Origin of the sequence: Rhizobacter sp. (assembly GCF_032229685.1) — a bacterium.
Classification (GTDB): domain Bacteria; phylum Pseudomonadota; class Gammaproteobacteria; order Burkholderiales; family Burkholderiaceae_C; genus LMDS01.
The window spans coordinates 1-15,911 of record NZ_JAVTWP010000045.1 but is presented as its reverse complement, the minus strand read 5'-3'; the positions used below and the strand labels follow the sequence as shown (position 1 = coordinate 15,911).

Genomic DNA, 15,911 nt, shown 5'->3' with positions numbered 1-15,911 from the left:
CGCGCGTCGGGTTGATCTGGTCACATTCTGCGGCTACACGCAGCGACGGACAACCGGCTCCTGCAAACGCGTCGCCGGATCGCGTCGGCCCTCAAGGCGCAGGCTTGACGACCAACTGATGGAGCGCGGTGAGCCAGAGAATGATGCCCGTGCCCAGGGCGGCGAGCGGGCTGGCCGGGCTGACCGCTGCCAGCCAGGGCCCCAGAGCAGCCAAAGCCACCAGGGCGCCGGCAGCCACCAGGTAAGGCCGGTAGCGAAGCGCGAACGCGAGCGGTACGAAGTGCAAGCCGACAATGAAGATGACGCCGGGGACGAACCAATGAGTGTGGGCTTTGGGCAGCACGGCAGCGAACAGGAAGATCAAGATCCACTGCGCCGCATTGACAAGGCCAAGAACCATGGAACTTCGTTTTCCTTCGGGGGACTGTCGATAGACGGCGTAAGCCGCAGCGTTGCCACGGTAGAGCCTGACGGCGAAAGCCGCCAGCACCAGAAGAACGAACGCGATGAAGCCGAGCTCGGCTTTGCCTGTGCCGGGTGTGTTGAGGCACCAGGCTGCGAGCCACACGAAGCCGAAGACCGACAGGAAGAAGGCTCCGATGGCGTTGTTGGCTTGGGTTGCGCTGGGCATGGTCATCACCGCTGGGAATCACCGAGTTTGGCAAGAGCGGGCTGGCGGCCTGAGTGCGCGTTCACACATTGTTCTGCGCGCGTGCATGAACTTCCCGGCCGTTGAAATGCAGCGCCACCGACGGCGCAGAAGACTTGACCCTGCGCAGCCAGGCATCAAGCGCCACTTCGTCAAAGCCTGGCGACAGCCTAGAAGCGACTGTGCCCGACACGGTGTTGCCGGTGTTCCCGGGCGCTTCTTCCAGCCGCTGCTGATGTTGCAGGTGCCCGTGTTCGAACTGCATGCGCAGCGTCATGCCGGGCTGGCGGACGGTGAGCGTCAGCTCGCTGCACAGCGCGTTGATGAGCGACATGCCGATGCCTTGCAGTTGTACGGGTTCTTGCGCGTCGGCGGCGAATGGATAGTCGAAGTGCGTGTAGATGAACTTCAAGTACGGCGACCCGGCCACGGTGCGATCAATCGCGTGGCCGCGACCATTGTCTGAAACGCTGAACGACCATTCCCTCGCTTCGACACGAATGACCGTGCAGTGGCCGAGCTGATGCTCTGCCAGCGAGTACAACACCAACGCCTGGACGACAGAGGCCGCAGCGTCGCGGGGAGAGGTTGGAGCGCTCACCTGTTGGCGTATCAGCTGAGCAGTTTCAGCACCGTTTGGCGTGCCTTGGCGTCTGTGGACCCAAGGGCTCACCGCTTCATGCCAACGAGCCAGGGTCGGAGTTCGGCTGTGAGCAAGCCGGCCTTGACCGCGGGGTCGGCCTGCGCAAACTCGATGAGTTCTTGCGCCGGGATTCCTTCTTCGCCGATCATCATCCCACCGCCTGCGCCGTCCAGGAATGGGCCGCCCATGAAGAGCTTTCCGTCGCCCTGGAGCTTGCGATAGTGATTCACATGGTCTTGAACACCGTCTTGCTCAAACAGGCTCTTGCCCGGCACCCAGTTCGGGCCTGCTGCATGGAAGATGACGTAGCGAGTTTCTCTCATTTGGAAGCCTCGACTCGTTGAATTGACGCGTCTTGCATCGTGCCATACGTCCGCCGGCGTGAGCGGCTGCGAAAGCTGCGATGCCTAACCTTCGATACGAGCGAGCTCGCTCGATAGAGCAGTTAGGCGTCACGACCCACCTCAATGCCATGCAGTATGCTCGTTTTCCAGTGAGCCCGAAGAATCGGGCACAGCAAAGTAGGCTGGCGAAACCGGCGCCGAAATTGGCGCGGCAAATGGACGGGCAATCATGAGCAAGCGCTTCCTGCGGTGGGCCGAAACATGGGTCGAGGAAAACATTCCTCCGGGCGCCAATCCTGATCTTGAGAGCCATGAAGCGAGGGCGAAGAGGCTGTCGGAGAAACTGTTCGCCGAAGCGACCGCGGCCGGCTTCAGAAGCGTCGAGACCGAGGAAGAGCGGGAGCATGTTTCGTCCGTTGTGCTCACAGCGGTCTCTGACAGCACCGATTTCGACATCGATACGTATCGCCTCAAGTCGCAGCTGGCGCAAGAGAATGAAGATGGCGACTGAGCGCCGAATGACGGGCTGTTTCGTGAAGCCTTGCGTCTGCTCGACCGAAGCTCAGGGGCAGCTGCTTTGCGCGAGGTTCATGAGCTGGCCTTCTTCCGCTTGGCTTGGCTCTTTGCCGCATCTTGCCTGACGCGCAGTGCGGTGATTCGAGCGATGAGATCGTATGGAATCGGCTCGGTGTATGGAAACCGAAGATTGCCCTTTTCTCCCGCGTAGGGCGCGATCGCCTTCTGGAGCCTGGCGTCTCCGGTGATGGGTGGATACAGGCCGATGTGACCTTTGAACGCCGCGAAGAAGACGAGTATCCCGTTCTGCTTGAGCGCAGGCATTCTGTAGCTGATGACTTCTCGAGCAAGCGGAGCCGATTCGCGAACCACCTGCCTTACTCGACGAAGAATGGCTTGCACATCAGGCGAGAAGCCGTCGATGTACTCGTCGACGTTGTGCGGGGCTGTTCGGGCTTGATTCATGATCCGTGACTGGACGATTTCTTGTTCAGCGCTTGGCCACGTGGTAGGCCACGACCGCATTGGCGTGGCCATGCCCGAGGCCGTGTGCCGACTTGAGCAGGCCAACGAGTCCCATGTGCTTGAGGTCGCCGGCATCTCGCTGTGATGCGGTTGACCTGAACCTTGGCCGGAAGGAGCTTCACTGTTCGCTACTCGCGAGGAAGTGGTTGAAGCATGCTGACCCGGTTGTTCTCTGTGTCCATGAACGAGACGTAGGTTCCCACGCCTGGGATCTCCATCGGTTCGCCGAGTACGGTGCCGCCCGCTCGGGAAACTTGCACCATGGCCTCGACGATGCTCTCAACAGCTATGACAACGGAAGGGTATTGCGCGGGCCAATCAGGTTTCTTCTCGAAGAAGCCGCCGTTGATCGCACCTGGTTCGGCCGGGCGGCCATCTTTGATGGCGGTGGTGGTCGCGAGAACGTAGTTGCCCATTTCCTCGCCCATTGCTTCAGTCTGCCAGCCGAACGCCTTGGCGTAAAAGCTCGACACGCGCGCTCTGTCCTCGTAGGGCATCTCGAAGTGAACGACCGGATTCATGCTCTGTCTCCTTGGGTGTGCAATGGCTGTGGGATTCTGATTCGGAGCCTGACGTTCGGGCCGCAGCGGGTCTTCGCCCTGATCGAGGTCTCGGGCGTCACCGCGCCGTGGCTCACACTGACCTCCCGTCGTACTCGTGGAGCGGGATCTTCGCGAGGTCAAGGTTCTCGACGCAACGGAGATTGATCGCCGCCATGGCATTGCCATTTTGATCCGTGCCCTCTCCGAACGGGTGAATGCCGCAGCTTGAACAGAACCTGTGTTTGATCGCGTGCTTGTTGAACAAGTACGTGCTCATCGCATCCTCGGGCGTTTTCAGCTTCAGGTTCTGACGCGGGATGAACCAGAGCAAGGAGCCCTTGCGAGAGCAGATGGAACAGTTGCAGGCGAGTGCGCTGTCGATCTCGCCTTCAGCCTCAAAAGCAATGCGGCCGCAGTGGCAGCTCCCGGTGTATGTGCTGGTCATGGCGATGCTGGGTAGCCGAAGGATGGCCCTTCAAGCCTATGACGAGCGAGCGCGCTCGCGTTCGACACAATGCGCAAAGGAAAAACCCTTGGTTCGAGCGTGTGGGCTCGTCACCGTTCCGCCTTATGTTTGACTTAAGCGGACCGCCGTAGTCGAGCCCGCTTGAAGAAGTGGTCAGACCTCACGCCATTGCCTCCAACGATTGGTCCCATCTCTCGATGTGCAGCGGCTTTGCCGATGCGCAGGGGCCGACAACTTCGATCGGGCGAACTGTTACCGCGCCCTTCTTGAACTTCACTTTCACCAGAACCTCTCCGCATTGACGATCGCCTACGAACAGGACGTGGGAGAAGTACGCACATCTTTCGTCAGAACAGACAATCTCTGTCTCAACGCGCACGCGCTCGAAGAGGCGAATCGGCTTCATGAATTTCACCAGTTGCGAAGCATTCACGAATGCAATACCGCCGCGCAGGAGCTTGCCGAGCAGCCTGGTCTTGACCAGGAAGTCCAGCTGAGCCGCCTCGGCAAGCTGCAAGTACTTGTCGCTCTTGAGCACGTGCGTCCCCGAATCGAAAGGCGTGACCCAGTAGTGCGATGTGATTTTCGACTGGCCCGTGAAGATGCCCCGTGCGAGCATGGCCTGAATGATCACGACGAGATTTCTTAGCAGGCCCGACATCTGTCGCCTTGAGTGAGGTTCAACGTTTGACTTGAACGGCCCGCCGCAGGCGAGTCCGCTTGAAGGAATGGTTGTTGGGCGTCATTCCTTCTCTTCTGTGAGCATGAGAGTGGCCACGAGTGCCGTACCCATGTCTCGCGCTCGGGCAGAGGCGAAGCATTGGCAGCAACAACCAGCAGGCTTTCGCCATCCGGCGCGATCGACGAGGTCTGAATGCCGCGCAAAGCTGCGGCCTCTCGGAGCGATGGCGGTGGAACGCTTGCAGGGCTCGCATTCGCCAGACTGTAGCCGTTGCCCAGGAGCCGCACAACGAACACCTTGCGCAAACGCGCCAGGCGGCTTTGCACCGCTAAGCACTGATACCGCAACGTTCGAGGTAACCGGGTGGCCTGCCGTTGACGCTCCGGTTGACCGAGGGGTCTGGCGTCACTGTATGCACTGCACGTAGGTGACCTGTGTTTGCTTGAAAGAGAAGCCTGGCACTTGCGTTGGCGTGTTGTCGATGAGTAGCGGCGGGAGCTCTATGGAGAGTTCGGGCAGCAAGTGATGTGACAACTCTGCCGCCAGAGACGGAGGAAGCGTTGCTCGTGGGGTCAAGACACGTTCCTGAGGTTGGCGGCCAGGCTCAATGAACAACAGCGCTTGCCTACTCCAGGCCGTAGTGACGCCCGGCGGGCTGCTCACCCACACGTACAGGTGCAAGGACTGCTCTGCTCGGTGCGACAGCGCTACCTTGACCTCGACAGCGTCACGAAGTCGCAAGCCGTACTGCCCGGTTGGTCCGCTACACGCACTCCCGTATTCCGTCCAAGATGACGCTGAGCTAAGTACATACGACTGCTTCGTGGCTGTACAACTGGCGAGAAGTATCGAAGCTGCGGCTAGTGTGGCGCGGACTGACAATGCGACTCCCAACGTTTGACATGAGCGGCTCTCGGAGGCAAGACGGCTGTGGCTCAGAATGATATGGCGCGCCTGAAGCCGGCATGCCGTGGAGCGCCTCGTTGACCGAAGGGTCAGGCGTCGGCATTTGGTTGCTGCGCATTGGGTTGCAGAAGATCCCACAGATTGCCATAGAGGTCTTTGAAGACGGCGACTTCTCCGTAAGGCTCTATCTTTGGCTCGCGGACGAACGTGACGCCCTTCGACTTGTAGGTCTGACAGTCGCGAGCCAGGTTGTCGGTGTAGAGAAAGAGGAAGACGCGGCCACCGGTTTGATTGCCTATGTGAGCTTCTTGCTCGGGACTGGACGCTCGCGCCAAGAGCACGCGAGATTCAATTGAGCCTGGCGGTGCGACGACAACCCAGCGCTTGTTCTGCTCTGGAATGAACGTGTCTTCGACGAGATGGAACCCAAGGACACCAACATAGAACGCGATCGCTTCGTCGTATTCGCGAACTACAACTGAGACGAGGCCGAGGGACTGGTTCATTGCCGATGCACCTTGCGACGCCTAGCGCTTGAAATGAGCGGCTCTCTGCCGGAGCGAGTTCGCTCGATGGAAGGGTTAGTCGCCACCGTGCTCACGCTACTGGCCGGCTTTCCCACGCTGCTGAAAGCGACTGACGCTCCGCATACCAACCTTCCGGTAGATCGGCCAGTTCCAACACCGTTGGATCGAGCTCGGTAATGCTGATCAAGGAGACTACCTTGGCTTGATACGCCTCCACTTGCTCACCCGTAAGGAACTGCCAACCGCCGTCGCTAGCGTCGTGCACTACGCGAAGAATTGGCTTTTCACCGCTGACGATTGATTCAACAGTGATAACCGCTTCGTTGGGTGGACCTTGGAACGGCCAACCGTTGTTGTCGGCGACCGTCACTGCCTTCTTGCGACCAAACATACCGAAAAACATGGGGCTTTCCTTCTGGGGCCTAGCGTTTGACTTAAGCGGGGTGCCGAAGGCGGGTCCGCTTGAAGGAAGGGTGAGGCGACACTGTGTGCATAGTCAACGCGAGGAATATCACGGCAGCTTGCCGACCAGGAGGAGGTACGGTGTCTCGCGATCTTCGTGCGCGTAGGCAACCCACAACCTTCCTTCCTTGGTTTGCCACAAAGACGCGCCACCGACGCCCGACAGTGGAACCCAGCGGGTTTCATCGTATTCCTCGGACACAAGAGGCTGACCGAACTCCTTTTCCAGCTCTGAGGTTGCGTCTAGCCAAGCTCGCTTGAACTCAATTTCCAGTCTTGCTTGAAGTTCGTCATCGTGGGCCTCGCGGTCGCCTTCAAAGTAGTACACGAGCAATGGAGCTGATTTGCTCTCAGGGGCACTCAGGCACTCGCGAGCGAGAGAAAGAACTCGGCTCTTATTTTCGGCGTATTCGTGCATGGGGGATGCGTTTGTGGGGCCTAACGTTTGACGTGAGAGGCTCGACCCGCTTTGCTGGGGCGAGTCCTCTCGATGGAAGGGTTAGGCGCCTGCTTGCATGGAGTGGCTGCTCTCACGAACAGCCAGTCGACAGAGATCAGAATCTTGCTTGCAACGAGAGCCTTCATTTCTCGGTGACCTCTTCTCCATTGCGGTAGATCACGGCTTCCTCTTGTTGGCCTGTCGAACCCCAGAAGTGCCAGGTGCCTTCTTCCCTTCCGGCTACGTAGTGCCCTTCAGCAGCCTTCTGGCCGTTTGCATGAAATGAGCACCAAAGACCCTCTTCCTTCCCATTGCTGTAACTGCCTTCCGCGATAACGCTTCCCGATTCACTGTACTCAACAAACAAGCCATGACGTGTCCATCGTGTTCCGTCTTCTGAGGGAACTCTTGAATACCGAAAGTGAATCGCCCCGGATTCATATGGGATCTCGGCAACGTGAAGGTCTTGCATCGTGTGTCGTGGGGTGCCTGACTTTTGAGCTGGGGCGACCGGATCGGATTGGCGCTTGGGCTGCGAGGCGGATGATCAAAACAAGCGCCTCGCAGCCCAAGTGCCAAGCCGTGTAGGGCCGCGTCGAGCGAAGGGCTAGGCCTCACCTCAGCCACAACAAACCGATTGTTGCGACGAATGCGGTGCCGAGCAGTAGCCAGCCCATGATTCTCTTGATCGCTTCTCGCCGCGCGCAGGCACTGCAGACACGAGCCTTGGTCGTGATGGTGGGCCCACCAGCGACGGGAATGTGTGATGAGGTTAGTGGTTCAAGAGACTTGCCGCAGTGAAAGCACTGCCAAGATTGTCGGATGCTTCTCGCTCGACGATAGCGGCTCCGGTCGACTGCAAATGCCACGACAATTGCAGAGGTGAGGGCGACGAGGATGAGCGATTCTGCGTTCATGACTTGATGTGCGATCTGGAACGCAAACTACGCGGCGACGAGAGTCTCCTCGGTTGCACGAGCCTGCGAGGTCAGATGCTAGCGGGTACGCAGGTACGCAGACCGAAGTGGTAGGTGCCGTGAGATTGAACGTCTGACAAGAGGGGCGGCCAAGGGCGATAGGCCTTGGACGTCCCTCTCGATGGAAAGGTTAGGCCCCACCTGCTGCACGCCAAATGCACCAACCCCCGAAGCCAAGCACCGGAACGAAGGTGAGGATCATTCCGATGGCGCGGGGGAGCCCCCAACCGCGGATGACCAAGTTGGCCGCGTGCATTAGGCGACCCACCAGTAGTGATAAGCCGCCACCCCAGAGCAACCACGCGGGAGCTCCCGTCAACTCTGCCGCGGCCATTGCGAGCAAGATGATCGGCACGGTCTCTGTGTAGTTGCCATGCGCGCGCATTCGACGTAGCAGTGTTTGGTCGCCTCCGTCGAAGAATTGAATGCCCGTGACAGCGCGTCTGTAGCCAACCATCACGGTAAGGGGAATCTGAAGCACTGCAAAGATTCCGATGAATAGCGTGGTGACCTGAAGATTGATCATGCTCAGCCCTTCGATTGCGAAGTGTCTCCAGTGCGGCCTAACGTTCGACGCAGTGGGCTAAGTGCGGCTTGCCGGACTTTGTCCCCTTGACGGAGGGGTTAGGCCAATCCATGAAGAACGCGACTTGTGACTTGATTGGCTCGAACGATTTCACAGTAGTTGCCACGGATCATCTCCTCTGGATCGAGGACGACGTAGGTGAATGGGTGCCCACCCAGCGCAGAGCCAAAAAACGGGGCATTGATCTTGTAGTCGTTCAAGATCTCGGCTACCTGCCGATCCAACAGTACTTCAGCACTGAGGAGGTAAAGAAGATGGGCTCTGTCAGCTCGACTCGAGTAATCACTGTCGGCGATTTGATGATAGAAGCTCAGAGCCACCGATGCCAACGCGGAGAGTTCCTCATCACGGGGACCGCTCAACGACGACAGAAAGCCGGCAAGCGACCAGTCTCCAATCGAAAGACTTCGGCCCTCACCCATGGTTCTGAGTGATACCTCCACGTAGCCCTGCTGTAGATGGAGATCAAGCGAAATGGCCGTTACTGGACGAAAGCCTCTTGGTGAAAGAGGGATGCCCTCAAAATTCGATCTGGCGGCGCGAAGCGCGTGCACAAGACTGCTACGCAACGCGCCGAGAAGGGAAGCGGAGATTCTGCTCATTGGCCTAACGTTTGAGCCGAGGCGCCCGGAGCGGATTGGCGCTTGGGCTGCGAGACCGATGATAAGCAACACGGTCTCGCAGCCCAAGTGCGAAATCGTGGAGGATCGCCACGAGCGAAGGGTTAGGCCTCACCGTTCACCCAATTGCCCAAGAGCAGCCTTGTGTGGGATGTTCTGGCTCCCCCCACGGAGCCCTGGCTTCGCAAAGCCGGATCGAGCAAGCCTTTTGAGGCTGCGAGTTGCAATGTTTGAACTGCGGTGAGGCCAGGATTTCCGCCACAAAGCTGGCCACCGAGTCCTTGGCCCAACACGCATAGCATGCAATTGGCGACTTGATCTGGAAAGTTTCAAGCGTGGGCCGGAAACAGATGCCGAAGTGAAGTACGTGCGCAGGCACCCATGCTTGATGCGGAGCTTCGTCAGCGAGGGCAGTGCGCATGATGCGGTTGATGCCGAACTCGAAGGAGATTCCCTTGCGATCGAGGAGTTCGAAGTAGGCGACCAATCCGTCTCCGCAATGTTCCCTCGTTCCTTCGATAGTCGTCGAGGCCCAGAAGTCCGTTGCCAGTGTCAGGACGTTCGCTGCGGTGAGGGCTTTGAGCTGCAGCTCTCGGCTCCGCAAGTGCTTGCGGAGAGCAGCTTCGGATTCAGATGCCTGCATGGTCTCTGTGAGGCCCAACGTTAGAGTCAAGCGGCCTGCCGGAGCGAGTCCGCTCGAACGATGTATTAGGCCTCGCTTTCACTGCGGGCTACCTCTCTACGAAGCGCTTGTACGGCGGCTTTTCACCCAAGTTTGCGGTGACGATGGCAATGGCTTGCTGTACGTTTGGCAGTGACCGAACGAAAGCCTCGATTGCGGTGACTTGGGACTCACTCTCGACGCAACCTTCAACGTAGACGACTCGTCCTTGAACTGTGACCCAGAGCGTAGTGTTTTGCAACAGCGACCGGCCTGAAACGGCGGCCAGAATCTCCGCAGCAATTTCACCGTCGTACGCGTAAGCGTTTGGTCGCTCGCACTCTTTGGCGAGCCAACAAGTCGTGCCCTTCTCGGCTCGGCGATGCGACTGTAGTTGACGGTCACCTTCAGTAACGCGCGGGCCAGCCGGTTCAGGGCAACCTACGATGGCTGTCGTGATCTGAAAGAACGGATCGCCAAACCAATTCCTCAACTCCTCGCCAGCGATGCTTGCGATGGACAATGGCACCAGCGTTGCGACAAGTGCTGAGCGGCGCAGCAAGGCTGGCATGCGAGGCCTAACGTTTGACATGAGAGGCGCGCGGAGGCAGCGCGGGCTTGGCCCAGAGTGAAATGAGGGCCAAGCCTGAGCTGCCGGATCGAGTGCGCTCGATGGAAGGGTTAGGCCGCACTTGGGTACTCTACGAGTTGGAGTTCGTTTCCTGCCGGGTCTCGCATTGTGGCAAGAGTACCTCCCCAAGGCTGCCGCTCTGGCTGGCCAGTGAATCTCACACCCTGCTCCGCGAGCTTCTGGCAAAACTGCCGAATGTTCGTGACGTTGAACGATAGCCCGGTGAAGCGACCGGCAAGACTCTGTTCTTCGGGCGGCGCGCTTGCTGAGACTCGTTCTACTACTAGATCACAAGCCTGAGCCTCGAATACCACGTAGTCTGCTTCGGGCCCTGCTGCTCCGACTCTCAGGCCCAGTGTCTCTTCGTAGAAAACTCTGGCTTCTCGGAGATCTCTGACGAAGATTCGAACTGCGGCTAGTTTCAACAGGTTCTCCTGGAAGTCATGGCCGAGGCGGAAGCGAGGCGTGTGGTGTGCGGCCTAACGTTCGAGCTAAGCCGAGAGCGCCGGTATGCTGCTTGGCCCGCTGGACGAATGGTGGACTACACCGGGAAGCGGGCCAACTGCCATTTCGGTGCGAGTCGGCTTCAGCGAAGGGTTGGGCGTCATTCTCGGGACGGTGCTAGGGCGACTTGGAGGGTCGTGCGCTCACGCACTTGCTCCGAGACGTACGCAGGACGTAGGGGTGCTTGGAAGGAGAAACTCTGCCGCTGTGAGTGAAACCAAGGAAAGAACGAAGAGAACGAAGAAGACGCGGACCTTTGTCCCTATCTGACTGAGTGTGCTGTCACCGAGATCCCTGAACTTGCCCGACGCGACATAGGCCGGAGTTGCAATCTCTTGCGGAGCGCCGTCGAAGTCGTTCTCTCGGGCGCGCCCTTTCACACCAAGCGTGTGCCAGGTCGCCTTGTGGTGAGTGCGCAGGCGGCTATGAAACCCTGCCAAGTACAAGCAGGACAGCACGGCGCTCAGTATGGCAAGCGCAACTGCTACTAGCTTCAAATAGTCTGCAGCGCTGCACATCGTGACGCCAAACGTTTGACATGAGCGGCGGAGGTCCGCTCGATGGAAGGGTTAAGCGCCGCTTGCCAACCGGTGAAGCATTGCATCGCAGCTCTCCTGCAGGATTTCAGGTTTGGCTTTCTCAAGTAGCTGTGCGTCGATGATCGCGACGGCCTGAGTATGAAAGGTGAAGTTCTGGTTTGACCTCGCTGCCTCTGCCCGCAGGAATGACTCACCGGATACAAGGCGCGCTTGATTAGCAGCCGACCACTCGGCATACAGCGGATCGAACTTCGCTGAATAGTCGGCCATTCGTGCTGAGCACACTGATGCTCTCTTTGGCATTGCTATTGACTCGAGGTACAGCATTCCTTCCTGCTCTGGTGCTGACTGAGCGAGGACGGCCTTTGGTACTGCGAGCGAAAGGCAGCAGAGCACGCAAAAGAGGGAGGTTCTGCGCATATGTGTCTTCGCGGAGTCAAACGTTTGAGGTAACCGGCGCGGAACGGCATGACGGCATAAGGCCCAGAATGAAATGGATAGCCTGAAGCCAGAATGCCGTGCCGCGTCCGCTTGACCGAAGGGTTAGGTGTCACTCGCGCGCGACTTGGCCACTGCAAGTAGTGTTTGCTCATACTCGGAGCCGAACTCAAGCCTCGTGATATCGCGATAGCGGAACGGGCGATCATCGTTGTGCCAACGTGCCTTTGCATCAAGCCATCGCAGAAAATAGGTTTCGTCCGAGTTCAGGCGGATGGTACCTACTTCGACTTCGCCAGGAGTGACCGCCTCCCGCTCGATAACGAGCACACCAAAGGCAAGCTGTGCTGTCTGCATCAGGCTTCGCATCGACGATGTGTCGAGTCTTTCCGGTGCGAGTGGCGTTTGACTCTTGAGGCGCAGCGCCCGGTCCAGCAACTCCAGTTCTGCAAAGAAGGTTGTGGTTGCCTTGATGGCAGACCGTGGAAATGCGCAATATCCATCAAGGTCGAACCTGTCGCTGACGCGGTGGATGACTACAAGTGCAGGGCTGTCCGCGACAACGAAGCCATGCCACGGCCGGTCATCAAACGATGACGTGAGTTCAACCAGTCGTGTGCCTGAGCTCGCGTGCATTTGGTATGGCGCCTAACGTTCGAGCCAAGCGGGCGACGACGGCCGGACGCCAGGCCCGGGCGGGCAAAAATGTACCGCGCACCACCAGCGTGGGCCAAGTGGCCTGCTGCTGACGCTCTGCTTGAGCGAGGGGTTAGGCGTCGCCGCTGCTGCTGCTGCTCGGCAGGTACACATTGCTTTCTTGCAAAGCGTTTTTTTCGTCGAAGAGCTTTGGCGCTTGTTGCACGCTCAACGTACTTTCTAGTGCCGCCGCCATTTCTGGGTGAGGCAGTGCTTCAGTGCCTAGCGCTTTGGTATTGACAACAAGCGTACTGCTGATAGTGGGCGCGACGTCTTGGCGCACTGTCAGTTCCGCCACTGGGCGATTGCTGACGACCGGTTTGGGGTGAAAAAATGTGCCAAACATTTAAGGTTGAAAGTGGTGTCAATTGGAGACGTGAGGAAATGAGGTCGTCTGGCACAAACTTCAAGGCGTCACGAAACTGGAACTGTGTTGACTTACCCAGGCGGGCTTCGGTCTCATTGGGTTAAGGCAAACCTCGGATGCGTTTTGCGATGCCTAACGTTTGACATGAGGGGCGCAACAAAGGGCGCGAAGCGGCCTTTGTGCCGTCCCCTCGACGTAAGAGTTAGGCGGCGCCGGCGGCCGGTGCACTACCTTGAGTTTCCAGCTCATCGAAGAACTTCCAAGTGTTCGCTCCATCGAATTTCCGGACTCTGACGGACGCCATGAGCGTGGGTTCGAAGTTCCCCAGGTTCACTCCGTGCTTGGCTCCTTCAGTTGAAACCAAAGGCTCCCAGTGCGTTACGCAGCCGCACGTGCGACAGTGGATGGTTCTCATGGTTCCTCCAGCTTGGATGTACGCGGCGGTGGCTTCCGGGTGGCCCTCGATTCTTACTGTACCGAACTCGTAGTACACCCACGGACCACCGATGCGGCGACAAAGAGAGCAGTTGCAGTCCGTGGCCACGACCGGTGTGGATGGCAACGTCAGCCGAACAGCACCGCAGTGACAAGAGCCTTCATGCATTTGGGCACCTCTACAGCGAGATCTTGGAGGGGGATCGGGGAAGATGATGCGTTCCTGGTGGCTCACCAGATGAGCGAGCCCACTGTGGAATACCCGCTCTTCAGCGACGCGCTGCCGGAGCGAGTCCGCTCGATGGAAGGGTTAGGCGTCACCGGGCGTTCGCAGGTATGTGTTCGACCTGGTATCGAGCACGAAGGCGGCTCCTACTTCAGAGCCAAGCAGATGAATGAAAGCGTCTGTGGACGAGAGCACGCGGCCGAGAGAGACATACTGAATGTTGCTCTTTTCATCCATGTACTCCTGAGACTCGTCGTTGGCCGTGAGGCGCCACCCGCTGTCGTCTTCATCGTCAGGCGTCTCTCTGTACAAGTAGCCAACAGCTGCGCCGTCTTTGAGAATGCGCTGCGTCGCGAAGCAGCGCTTTGAGAATCTGTCGACGATATTGTCCGGCTCGGAATGCTTCGTGCTGATGATGTGTCGGGCCTGAAATGCTACCTCGTCACCCGCCTTGAGATCTTTGATCCAGTACGGTTCGTTGTCGAGGCTTCCAACGTACGAGCCATCTGGGTTCATCTTGTTTACGATGACCCACATTCGCTCCGCTTCTGGCGCGTCCGCCATTTCGCTCTTGAAGCGAAAGATCAGCTTGACGTTCTCTCCGACCTGGACTTTCGAAATTGTTTCAGAGGAAGGCTTGAAGAACGTGTATTTGTGCTCTCTTGCGAGTGCCTCGGCATCGACAAGGCTCCAGCTTGGATCGGTCATGTATGTGACGCCTAACGTTTGAGGTAACCGGCGCGGAACGGTATGACGGCGTAAGGCCCAGAATGAAATGGAGGGCCTGAAGCCGGCATGCCGTGGAGCGTCCGGTTGACTGAAGGGTTAGGCGTCATTGTTGCTCCAGACGAACGGTGTCGTTGGCAGTTCCGGTGCTCGACCTTCGGATCTTGAACACTGAAGCAGAGCGAACATAAGCCTTACCGCCAGCATTCGGCTCGAACTGGCCATTTGCCAGTGCGTGCAGTTCTGTGTGCGTAAGCTGGTTGTTCAGAGCAAATGCGAAGGCCATTGAGTCGTTGGGCACGAACTCGTAGCGGATGATGCGACCGCATACATTTCTCCCCGCTCCTATGAACTCGCAGATTTGGGCACGCGTTGTTCCGGGTTTGAAGACGTAGAACTCGTCCCAACCAAAGGTGGTGAGCTTCGCTACGTCGACTTCTCGCGCCGCTGGATCATGAACGACCTCTCCGATCCTCTTGCTGATTTGGCCCGTGCCATTTGTAGCCTCGCTGCATGCGGCGGCTGATATTGCGGCAATGAGCAAAGGTACTAGACAGGAGCGGGGCATTCTTGACGCCTAACGTTTGACATGAGCGGCTCGCGGAGGCGGCGCGGGCTTAGCCCAGAATGAAATGAGGGCCGAGCCTGCGCCGCCGGAGCGAGTCCGCTCGATGGAAGGGTTAGGCGTCTCCGCGTGGTCGCGGGGTTTCATACTTCCAGCCCTTCAGCTTGGTGAGTTTGGCGTCGATGGTTTGCTGCCTGTCGTGAAGCCCCATGCTAGCGGCCGCTAGCGCCAATAGCTCAAAGACTCTCTGCGACTCCCATTGACTCTCGTTTGCGAGCGACTCCAACGTGTCGAATGCGAGGACGAGTTCATTGTGTTCTATGAATTGCTCGAACTCTGAAAGTTCATCGTTGAACTCTGTCTCAGCGATTTGAGAAAGGTGTGCTCTGGCGTCGCGCAAGTAGCCTTCTGTTCGCGCCCAGGATCGCAGCAACTCGGGTGTTGTCATGAGACGCCTAACGTTTGACATGAGAGGCGTGACCCGGCTTGCCGGGGCACGTCCTCTCGATGGAAGGGTTGGGCGTCACGCGGGATGCGCGGAGAACTTGACGCCGAGCGCGCGGGCGACCTTCAGGATGGTGTCAAGGCGCGGCTTTGCACCTGGAGCGAGGGCCTTGTAGAGACTCTCTCTGCCAAGACCTGCGTCTTTGGCGACTTGCGCCATGCCTTTGGCACGCGCGACATCACTGAGTGCAAGGAGAAGAAGATCGGTGTCTTCGGCTTCCAGCACTGCGGTCATGTACTCGGCAATAGCCTCTTCGTCCGTGAGATAGCGAGCTGCATCGAACGGGAGAAGCTTTGCCTTGGCTTTAGAGGTAGTCATCATTCGAGCTCCAACTGCTGCAAGATTTTCTGGGCCCGCTTGATATCTCTTGCCTGGGTTGATTTGTCACCGCCAGCGAGCATGACGACAAGAATGTTCTGGCGCTTCGTGAAGTACAAGCGGTAGCCTGGGCCAATGGCGACGCGCATCTCCGATACCTCGCCACCGACGGACTTCCAGTCACCGAGACTTCCTGCCTCTGCCAGCCGCAGCCTGGCGACGATGCGCAACTGCGCCCTTACGTCCTTGAGGCCATCAAGCTAGTCTTGGAACTCTTGCGTTTGACGTACCGTGAACATGCCAACACTGTATCTATTTGGATACGAATGTCAAGCGGCAGATTTGCGGCCTTGTGACGCCCAACGTTTGACATGAGCGGCTCGCGGAGGCGGCGCGGGCTTGGCCCAGAATGAAAT

25 protein-coding genes and 2 pseudogenes are annotated in these 15,911 nt (G+C 58.4%); 1 reads left to right on the top strand and 26 read right to left on the bottom strand.

The window, feature by feature from the left end; translation table 11 throughout:
* Positions 1–91: 91 nt before the first annotated feature.
* The 3 genes from AC30PD_RS22015 to AC30PD_RS22005 form a co-directional block, all read right to left on the bottom strand.
* A complete protein-coding gene (locus AC30PD_RS22015) occupies positions 92–637 on the bottom strand; it encodes a hypothetical protein (protein WP_489537840.1) in 546 nt (181 codons plus the stop codon).
* 55 nt (positions 638–692) lie between these two features.
* Complete coding sequence (locus AC30PD_RS22010; protein WP_489537839.1) at positions 693–1,193, bottom strand: hypothetical protein; 501 nt, start codon at positions 1,191–1,193, stop codon at positions 693–695.
* Between the two features lie 125 nt (positions 1,194–1,318).
* A complete protein-coding gene (locus AC30PD_RS22005) occupies positions 1,319–1,615 on the bottom strand; it encodes a YciI family protein (protein WP_489537838.1) in 297 nt (98 codons plus the stop codon).
* Positions 1,616–1,865: 250 nt separating this feature from the next.
* On the opposite strand from AC30PD_RS22005, the gene AC30PD_RS22000 reads away from it, so the two are divergent.
* A complete protein-coding gene (locus tag AC30PD_RS22000) occupies positions 1,866–2,147 on the top strand; it encodes a DUF768 domain-containing protein (RefSeq protein ID WP_489537837.1) in 282 nt (93 codons plus the stop codon).
* Between the two features lie 77 nt (positions 2,148–2,224).
* Here the strand turns inward: AC30PD_RS22000 and AC30PD_RS21995 are convergent, their stop codons facing one another.
* The 23 genes and pseudogenes from AC30PD_RS21995 to AC30PD_RS21885 form a co-directional block, all read right to left on the bottom strand.
* Positions 2,225–2,617 (bottom strand): iron chaperone, encoded by a 393-nt coding sequence (locus tag AC30PD_RS21995; RefSeq protein ID WP_489537836.1) that lies wholly within the window; start codon positions 2,615–2,617, stop codon positions 2,225–2,227.
* A gap of 25 nt (positions 2,618–2,642) precedes the next feature.
* A pseudogene (locus AC30PD_RS21990) lies at positions 2,643–2,753 on the bottom strand (DUF4287 domain-containing protein); the annotation flags it as partial.
* Positions 2,754–2,805: 52 nt separating this feature from the next.
* Positions 2,806–3,198 (bottom strand): VOC family protein, encoded by a 393-nt coding sequence (locus AC30PD_RS21985; RefSeq protein WP_489537835.1) that lies wholly within the window; start codon positions 3,196–3,198, stop codon positions 2,806–2,808.
* A 112-nt stretch (positions 3,199–3,310) separates the two neighbouring features.
* Complete coding sequence (locus tag AC30PD_RS21980) at positions 3,311–3,664, bottom strand: GFA family protein (protein ID WP_489537834.1); 354 nt, start codon at positions 3,662–3,664, stop codon at positions 3,311–3,313.
* Between the two features lie 181 nt (positions 3,665–3,845).
* Entirely contained in the window at positions 3,846–4,319 is a 474-nt protein-coding gene (locus AC30PD_RS21975; protein WP_489537833.1) for a thioesterase family protein, read from the bottom strand.
* 1,043 nt (positions 4,320–5,362) lie between these two features.
* Complete coding sequence (locus tag AC30PD_RS21970; protein ID WP_489537832.1) at positions 5,363–5,779, bottom strand: VOC family protein; 417 nt, start codon at positions 5,777–5,779, stop codon at positions 5,363–5,365.
* 91 nt (positions 5,780–5,870) lie between these two features.
* On the bottom strand, positions 5,871–6,203 hold the full coding sequence (locus AC30PD_RS21965; RefSeq protein WP_489537831.1) for a hypothetical protein: 333 nt from the start codon (positions 6,201–6,203) through the stop codon (positions 5,871–5,873).
* Between the two features lie 108 nt (positions 6,204–6,311).
* Positions 6,312–6,680, bottom strand: coding sequence for a hypothetical protein (locus AC30PD_RS21960; RefSeq protein ID WP_489537830.1), 369 nt, complete (start codon positions 6,678–6,680; stop codon positions 6,312–6,314).
* A 163-nt stretch (positions 6,681–6,843) separates the two neighbouring features.
* The gene (locus AC30PD_RS21955; protein WP_489537829.1) at positions 6,844–7,173 is read right to left on the bottom strand and encodes a toxin-antitoxin system YwqK family antitoxin; all 330 of its coding nucleotides are present in this window, start codon (positions 7,171–7,173) and stop codon (positions 6,844–6,846) included.
* Positions 7,174–7,808: 635 nt separating this feature from the next.
* Positions 7,809–8,204, bottom strand: a complete 396-nt coding sequence (locus AC30PD_RS21950; RefSeq protein ID WP_489537828.1) for an MAPEG family protein — start codon at positions 8,202–8,204, stop codon at positions 7,809–7,811.
* A 98-nt stretch (positions 8,205–8,302) separates the two neighbouring features.
* Positions 8,303–8,866: a hypothetical protein gene (locus AC30PD_RS21945; RefSeq protein WP_489537827.1), complete on the bottom strand. Its 564-nt coding sequence runs from the start codon at positions 8,864–8,866 to the stop codon at positions 8,303–8,305.
* A gap of 136 nt (positions 8,867–9,002) precedes the next feature.
* Positions 9,003–9,527: a hypothetical protein gene (locus tag AC30PD_RS21940; RefSeq protein WP_489537826.1), complete on the bottom strand. Its 525-nt coding sequence runs from the start codon at positions 9,525–9,527 to the stop codon at positions 9,003–9,005.
* An 88-nt stretch (positions 9,528–9,615) separates the two neighbouring features.
* Complete coding sequence (locus tag AC30PD_RS21935) at positions 9,616–10,116, bottom strand: BON domain-containing protein (RefSeq protein WP_489537825.1); 501 nt, start codon at positions 10,114–10,116, stop codon at positions 9,616–9,618.
* Positions 10,117–10,226: 110 nt separating this feature from the next.
* Entirely contained in the window at positions 10,227–10,601 is a 375-nt protein-coding gene (locus AC30PD_RS21930; protein ID WP_489537824.1) for a VOC family protein, read from the bottom strand.
* A 648-nt stretch (positions 10,602–11,249) separates the two neighbouring features.
* Positions 11,250–11,489, bottom strand: coding sequence for a hypothetical protein (locus tag AC30PD_RS21925; protein WP_489537823.1), 240 nt, complete (start codon positions 11,487–11,489; stop codon positions 11,250–11,252).
* 273 nt (positions 11,490–11,762) lie between these two features.
* The gene (locus AC30PD_RS21920) at positions 11,763–12,293 is read right to left on the bottom strand and encodes a hypothetical protein (protein ID WP_489537822.1); all 531 of its coding nucleotides are present in this window, start codon (positions 12,291–12,293) and stop codon (positions 11,763–11,765) included.
* A 133-nt stretch (positions 12,294–12,426) separates the two neighbouring features.
* Positions 12,427–12,699, bottom strand: coding sequence for a hypothetical protein (locus tag AC30PD_RS21915; protein WP_489537821.1), 273 nt, complete (start codon positions 12,697–12,699; stop codon positions 12,427–12,429).
* A gap of 223 nt (positions 12,700–12,922) precedes the next feature.
* On the bottom strand, positions 12,923–13,324 hold the full coding sequence (locus AC30PD_RS21910) for a GFA family protein (RefSeq protein ID WP_489537820.1): 402 nt from the start codon (positions 13,322–13,324) through the stop codon (positions 12,923–12,925).
* A 141-nt stretch (positions 13,325–13,465) separates the two neighbouring features.
* Complete coding sequence (locus tag AC30PD_RS21905) at positions 13,466–14,089, bottom strand: immunity protein Imm33 domain-containing protein (RefSeq protein WP_489537819.1); 624 nt, start codon at positions 14,087–14,089, stop codon at positions 13,466–13,468.
* A gap of 124 nt (positions 14,090–14,213) precedes the next feature.
* Positions 14,214–14,675, bottom strand: a complete 462-nt coding sequence (locus AC30PD_RS21900) for a hypothetical protein (protein WP_489537818.1) — start codon at positions 14,673–14,675, stop codon at positions 14,214–14,216.
* A 112-nt stretch (positions 14,676–14,787) separates the two neighbouring features.
* Positions 14,788–15,120 carry a hypothetical protein gene (locus AC30PD_RS21895; protein ID WP_489537817.1) on the bottom strand — a complete coding sequence of 111 codons (333 nt, stop codon included), beginning with the start codon at positions 15,118–15,120 and terminating at the stop codon, positions 14,788–14,790.
* A gap of 75 nt (positions 15,121–15,195) precedes the next feature.
* Entirely contained in the window at positions 15,196–15,495 is a 300-nt protein-coding gene (locus AC30PD_RS21890) for an addiction module antidote protein (protein WP_489537997.1), read from the bottom strand.
* Positions 15,495–15,743: pseudogene (locus tag AC30PD_RS21885) on the bottom strand (type II toxin-antitoxin system RelE/ParE family toxin); the annotation flags it as partial. The pseudogene AC30PD_RS21885 and the gene AC30PD_RS21890, both read right to left, overlap by 1 nt.
* Between the last annotated feature and the right edge of the window lie 168 nt (positions 15,744–15,911).

What these genes read in the sequence shown, in the direction of transcription:
- AC30PD_RS22015 (WP_489537840.1), bottom strand. Translation starts at nt 637, where the DNA reads ATGACCATGCCCAGCGCAACCCAAGCCAACAACGCCATCGGAGCCTTC.
- AC30PD_RS22005 (WP_489537838.1), bottom strand. Translation starts at nt 1,615, where the DNA reads ATGAGAGAAACTCGCTACGTCATCTTCCATGCAGCAGGCCCGAACTGG.
- AC30PD_RS22000 (WP_489537837.1), top strand. Translation starts at nt 1,866, where the DNA reads ATGAGCAAGCGCTTCCTGCGGTGGGCCGAAACATGGGTCGAGGAAAAC.
- AC30PD_RS21995 (WP_489537836.1), bottom strand. Translation starts at nt 2,617, where the DNA reads ATGAATCAAGCCCGAACAGCCCCGCACAACGTCGACGAGTACATCGAC.
- AC30PD_RS21985 (WP_489537835.1), bottom strand. Translation starts at nt 3,198, where the DNA reads ATGAATCCGGTCGTTCACTTCGAGATGCCCTACGAGGACAGAGCGCGC.
- AC30PD_RS21980 (WP_489537834.1), bottom strand. Translation starts at nt 3,664, where the DNA reads ATGACCAGCACATACACCGGGAGCTGCCACTGCGGCCGCATTGCTTTT.
- AC30PD_RS21970 (WP_489537832.1), bottom strand. Translation starts at nt 5,779, where the DNA reads ATGAACCAGTCCCTCGGCCTCGTCTCAGTTGTAGTTCGCGAATACGAC.
- AC30PD_RS21965 (WP_489537831.1), bottom strand. Translation starts at nt 6,203, where the DNA reads ATGTTTTTCGGTATGTTTGGTCGCAAGAAGGCAGTGACGGTCGCCGAC.
- AC30PD_RS21960 (WP_489537830.1), bottom strand. Translation starts at nt 6,680, where the DNA reads ATGCACGAATACGCCGAAAATAAGAGCCGAGTTCTTTCTCTCGCTCGC.
- AC30PD_RS21955 (WP_489537829.1), bottom strand. Translation starts at nt 7,173, where the DNA reads ATGCAAGACCTTCACGTTGCCGAGATCCCATATGAATCCGGGGCGATT.
- AC30PD_RS21950 (WP_489537828.1), bottom strand. Translation starts at nt 8,204, where the DNA reads ATGATCAATCTTCAGGTCACCACGCTATTCATCGGAATCTTTGCAGTG.
- AC30PD_RS21945 (WP_489537827.1), bottom strand. Translation starts at nt 8,866, where the DNA reads ATGAGCAGAATCTCCGCTTCCCTTCTCGGCGCGTTGCGTAGCAGTCTT.
- AC30PD_RS21940 (WP_489537826.1), bottom strand. Translation starts at nt 9,527, where the DNA reads ATGCAGGCATCTGAATCCGAAGCTGCTCTCCGCAAGCACTTGCGGAGC.
- AC30PD_RS21935 (WP_489537825.1), bottom strand. Translation starts at nt 10,116, where the DNA reads ATGCCAGCCTTGCTGCGCCGCTCAGCACTTGTCGCAACGCTGGTGCCA.
- AC30PD_RS21925 (WP_489537823.1), bottom strand. Translation starts at nt 11,489, where the DNA reads ATGGCCGACTATTCAGCGAAGTTCGATCCGCTGTATGCCGAGTGGTCG.
- AC30PD_RS21920 (WP_489537822.1), bottom strand. Translation starts at nt 12,293, where the DNA reads ATGCACGCGAGCTCAGGCACACGACTGGTTGAACTCACGTCATCGTTT.
- AC30PD_RS21915 (WP_489537821.1), bottom strand. Translation starts at nt 12,699, where the DNA reads ATGTTTGGCACATTTTTTCACCCCAAACCGGTCGTCAGCAATCGCCCA.
- AC30PD_RS21910 (WP_489537820.1), bottom strand. Translation starts at nt 13,324, where the DNA reads ATGCATGAAGGCTCTTGTCACTGCGGTGCTGTTCGGCTGACGTTGCCA.
- AC30PD_RS21905 (WP_489537819.1), bottom strand. Translation starts at nt 14,089, where the DNA reads ATGACCGATCCAAGCTGGAGCCTTGTCGATGCCGAGGCACTCGCAAGA.
- AC30PD_RS21900 (WP_489537818.1), bottom strand. Translation starts at nt 14,675, where the DNA reads ATGCCCCGCTCCTGTCTAGTACCTTTGCTCATTGCCGCAATATCAGCC.
- AC30PD_RS21895 (WP_489537817.1), bottom strand. Translation starts at nt 15,120, where the DNA reads ATGACAACACCCGAGTTGCTGCGATCCTGGGCGCGAACAGAAGGCTAC.
- AC30PD_RS21890 (WP_489537997.1), bottom strand. Translation starts at nt 15,495, where the DNA reads ATGACTACCTCTAAAGCCAAGGCAAAGCTTCTCCCGTTCGATGCAGCT.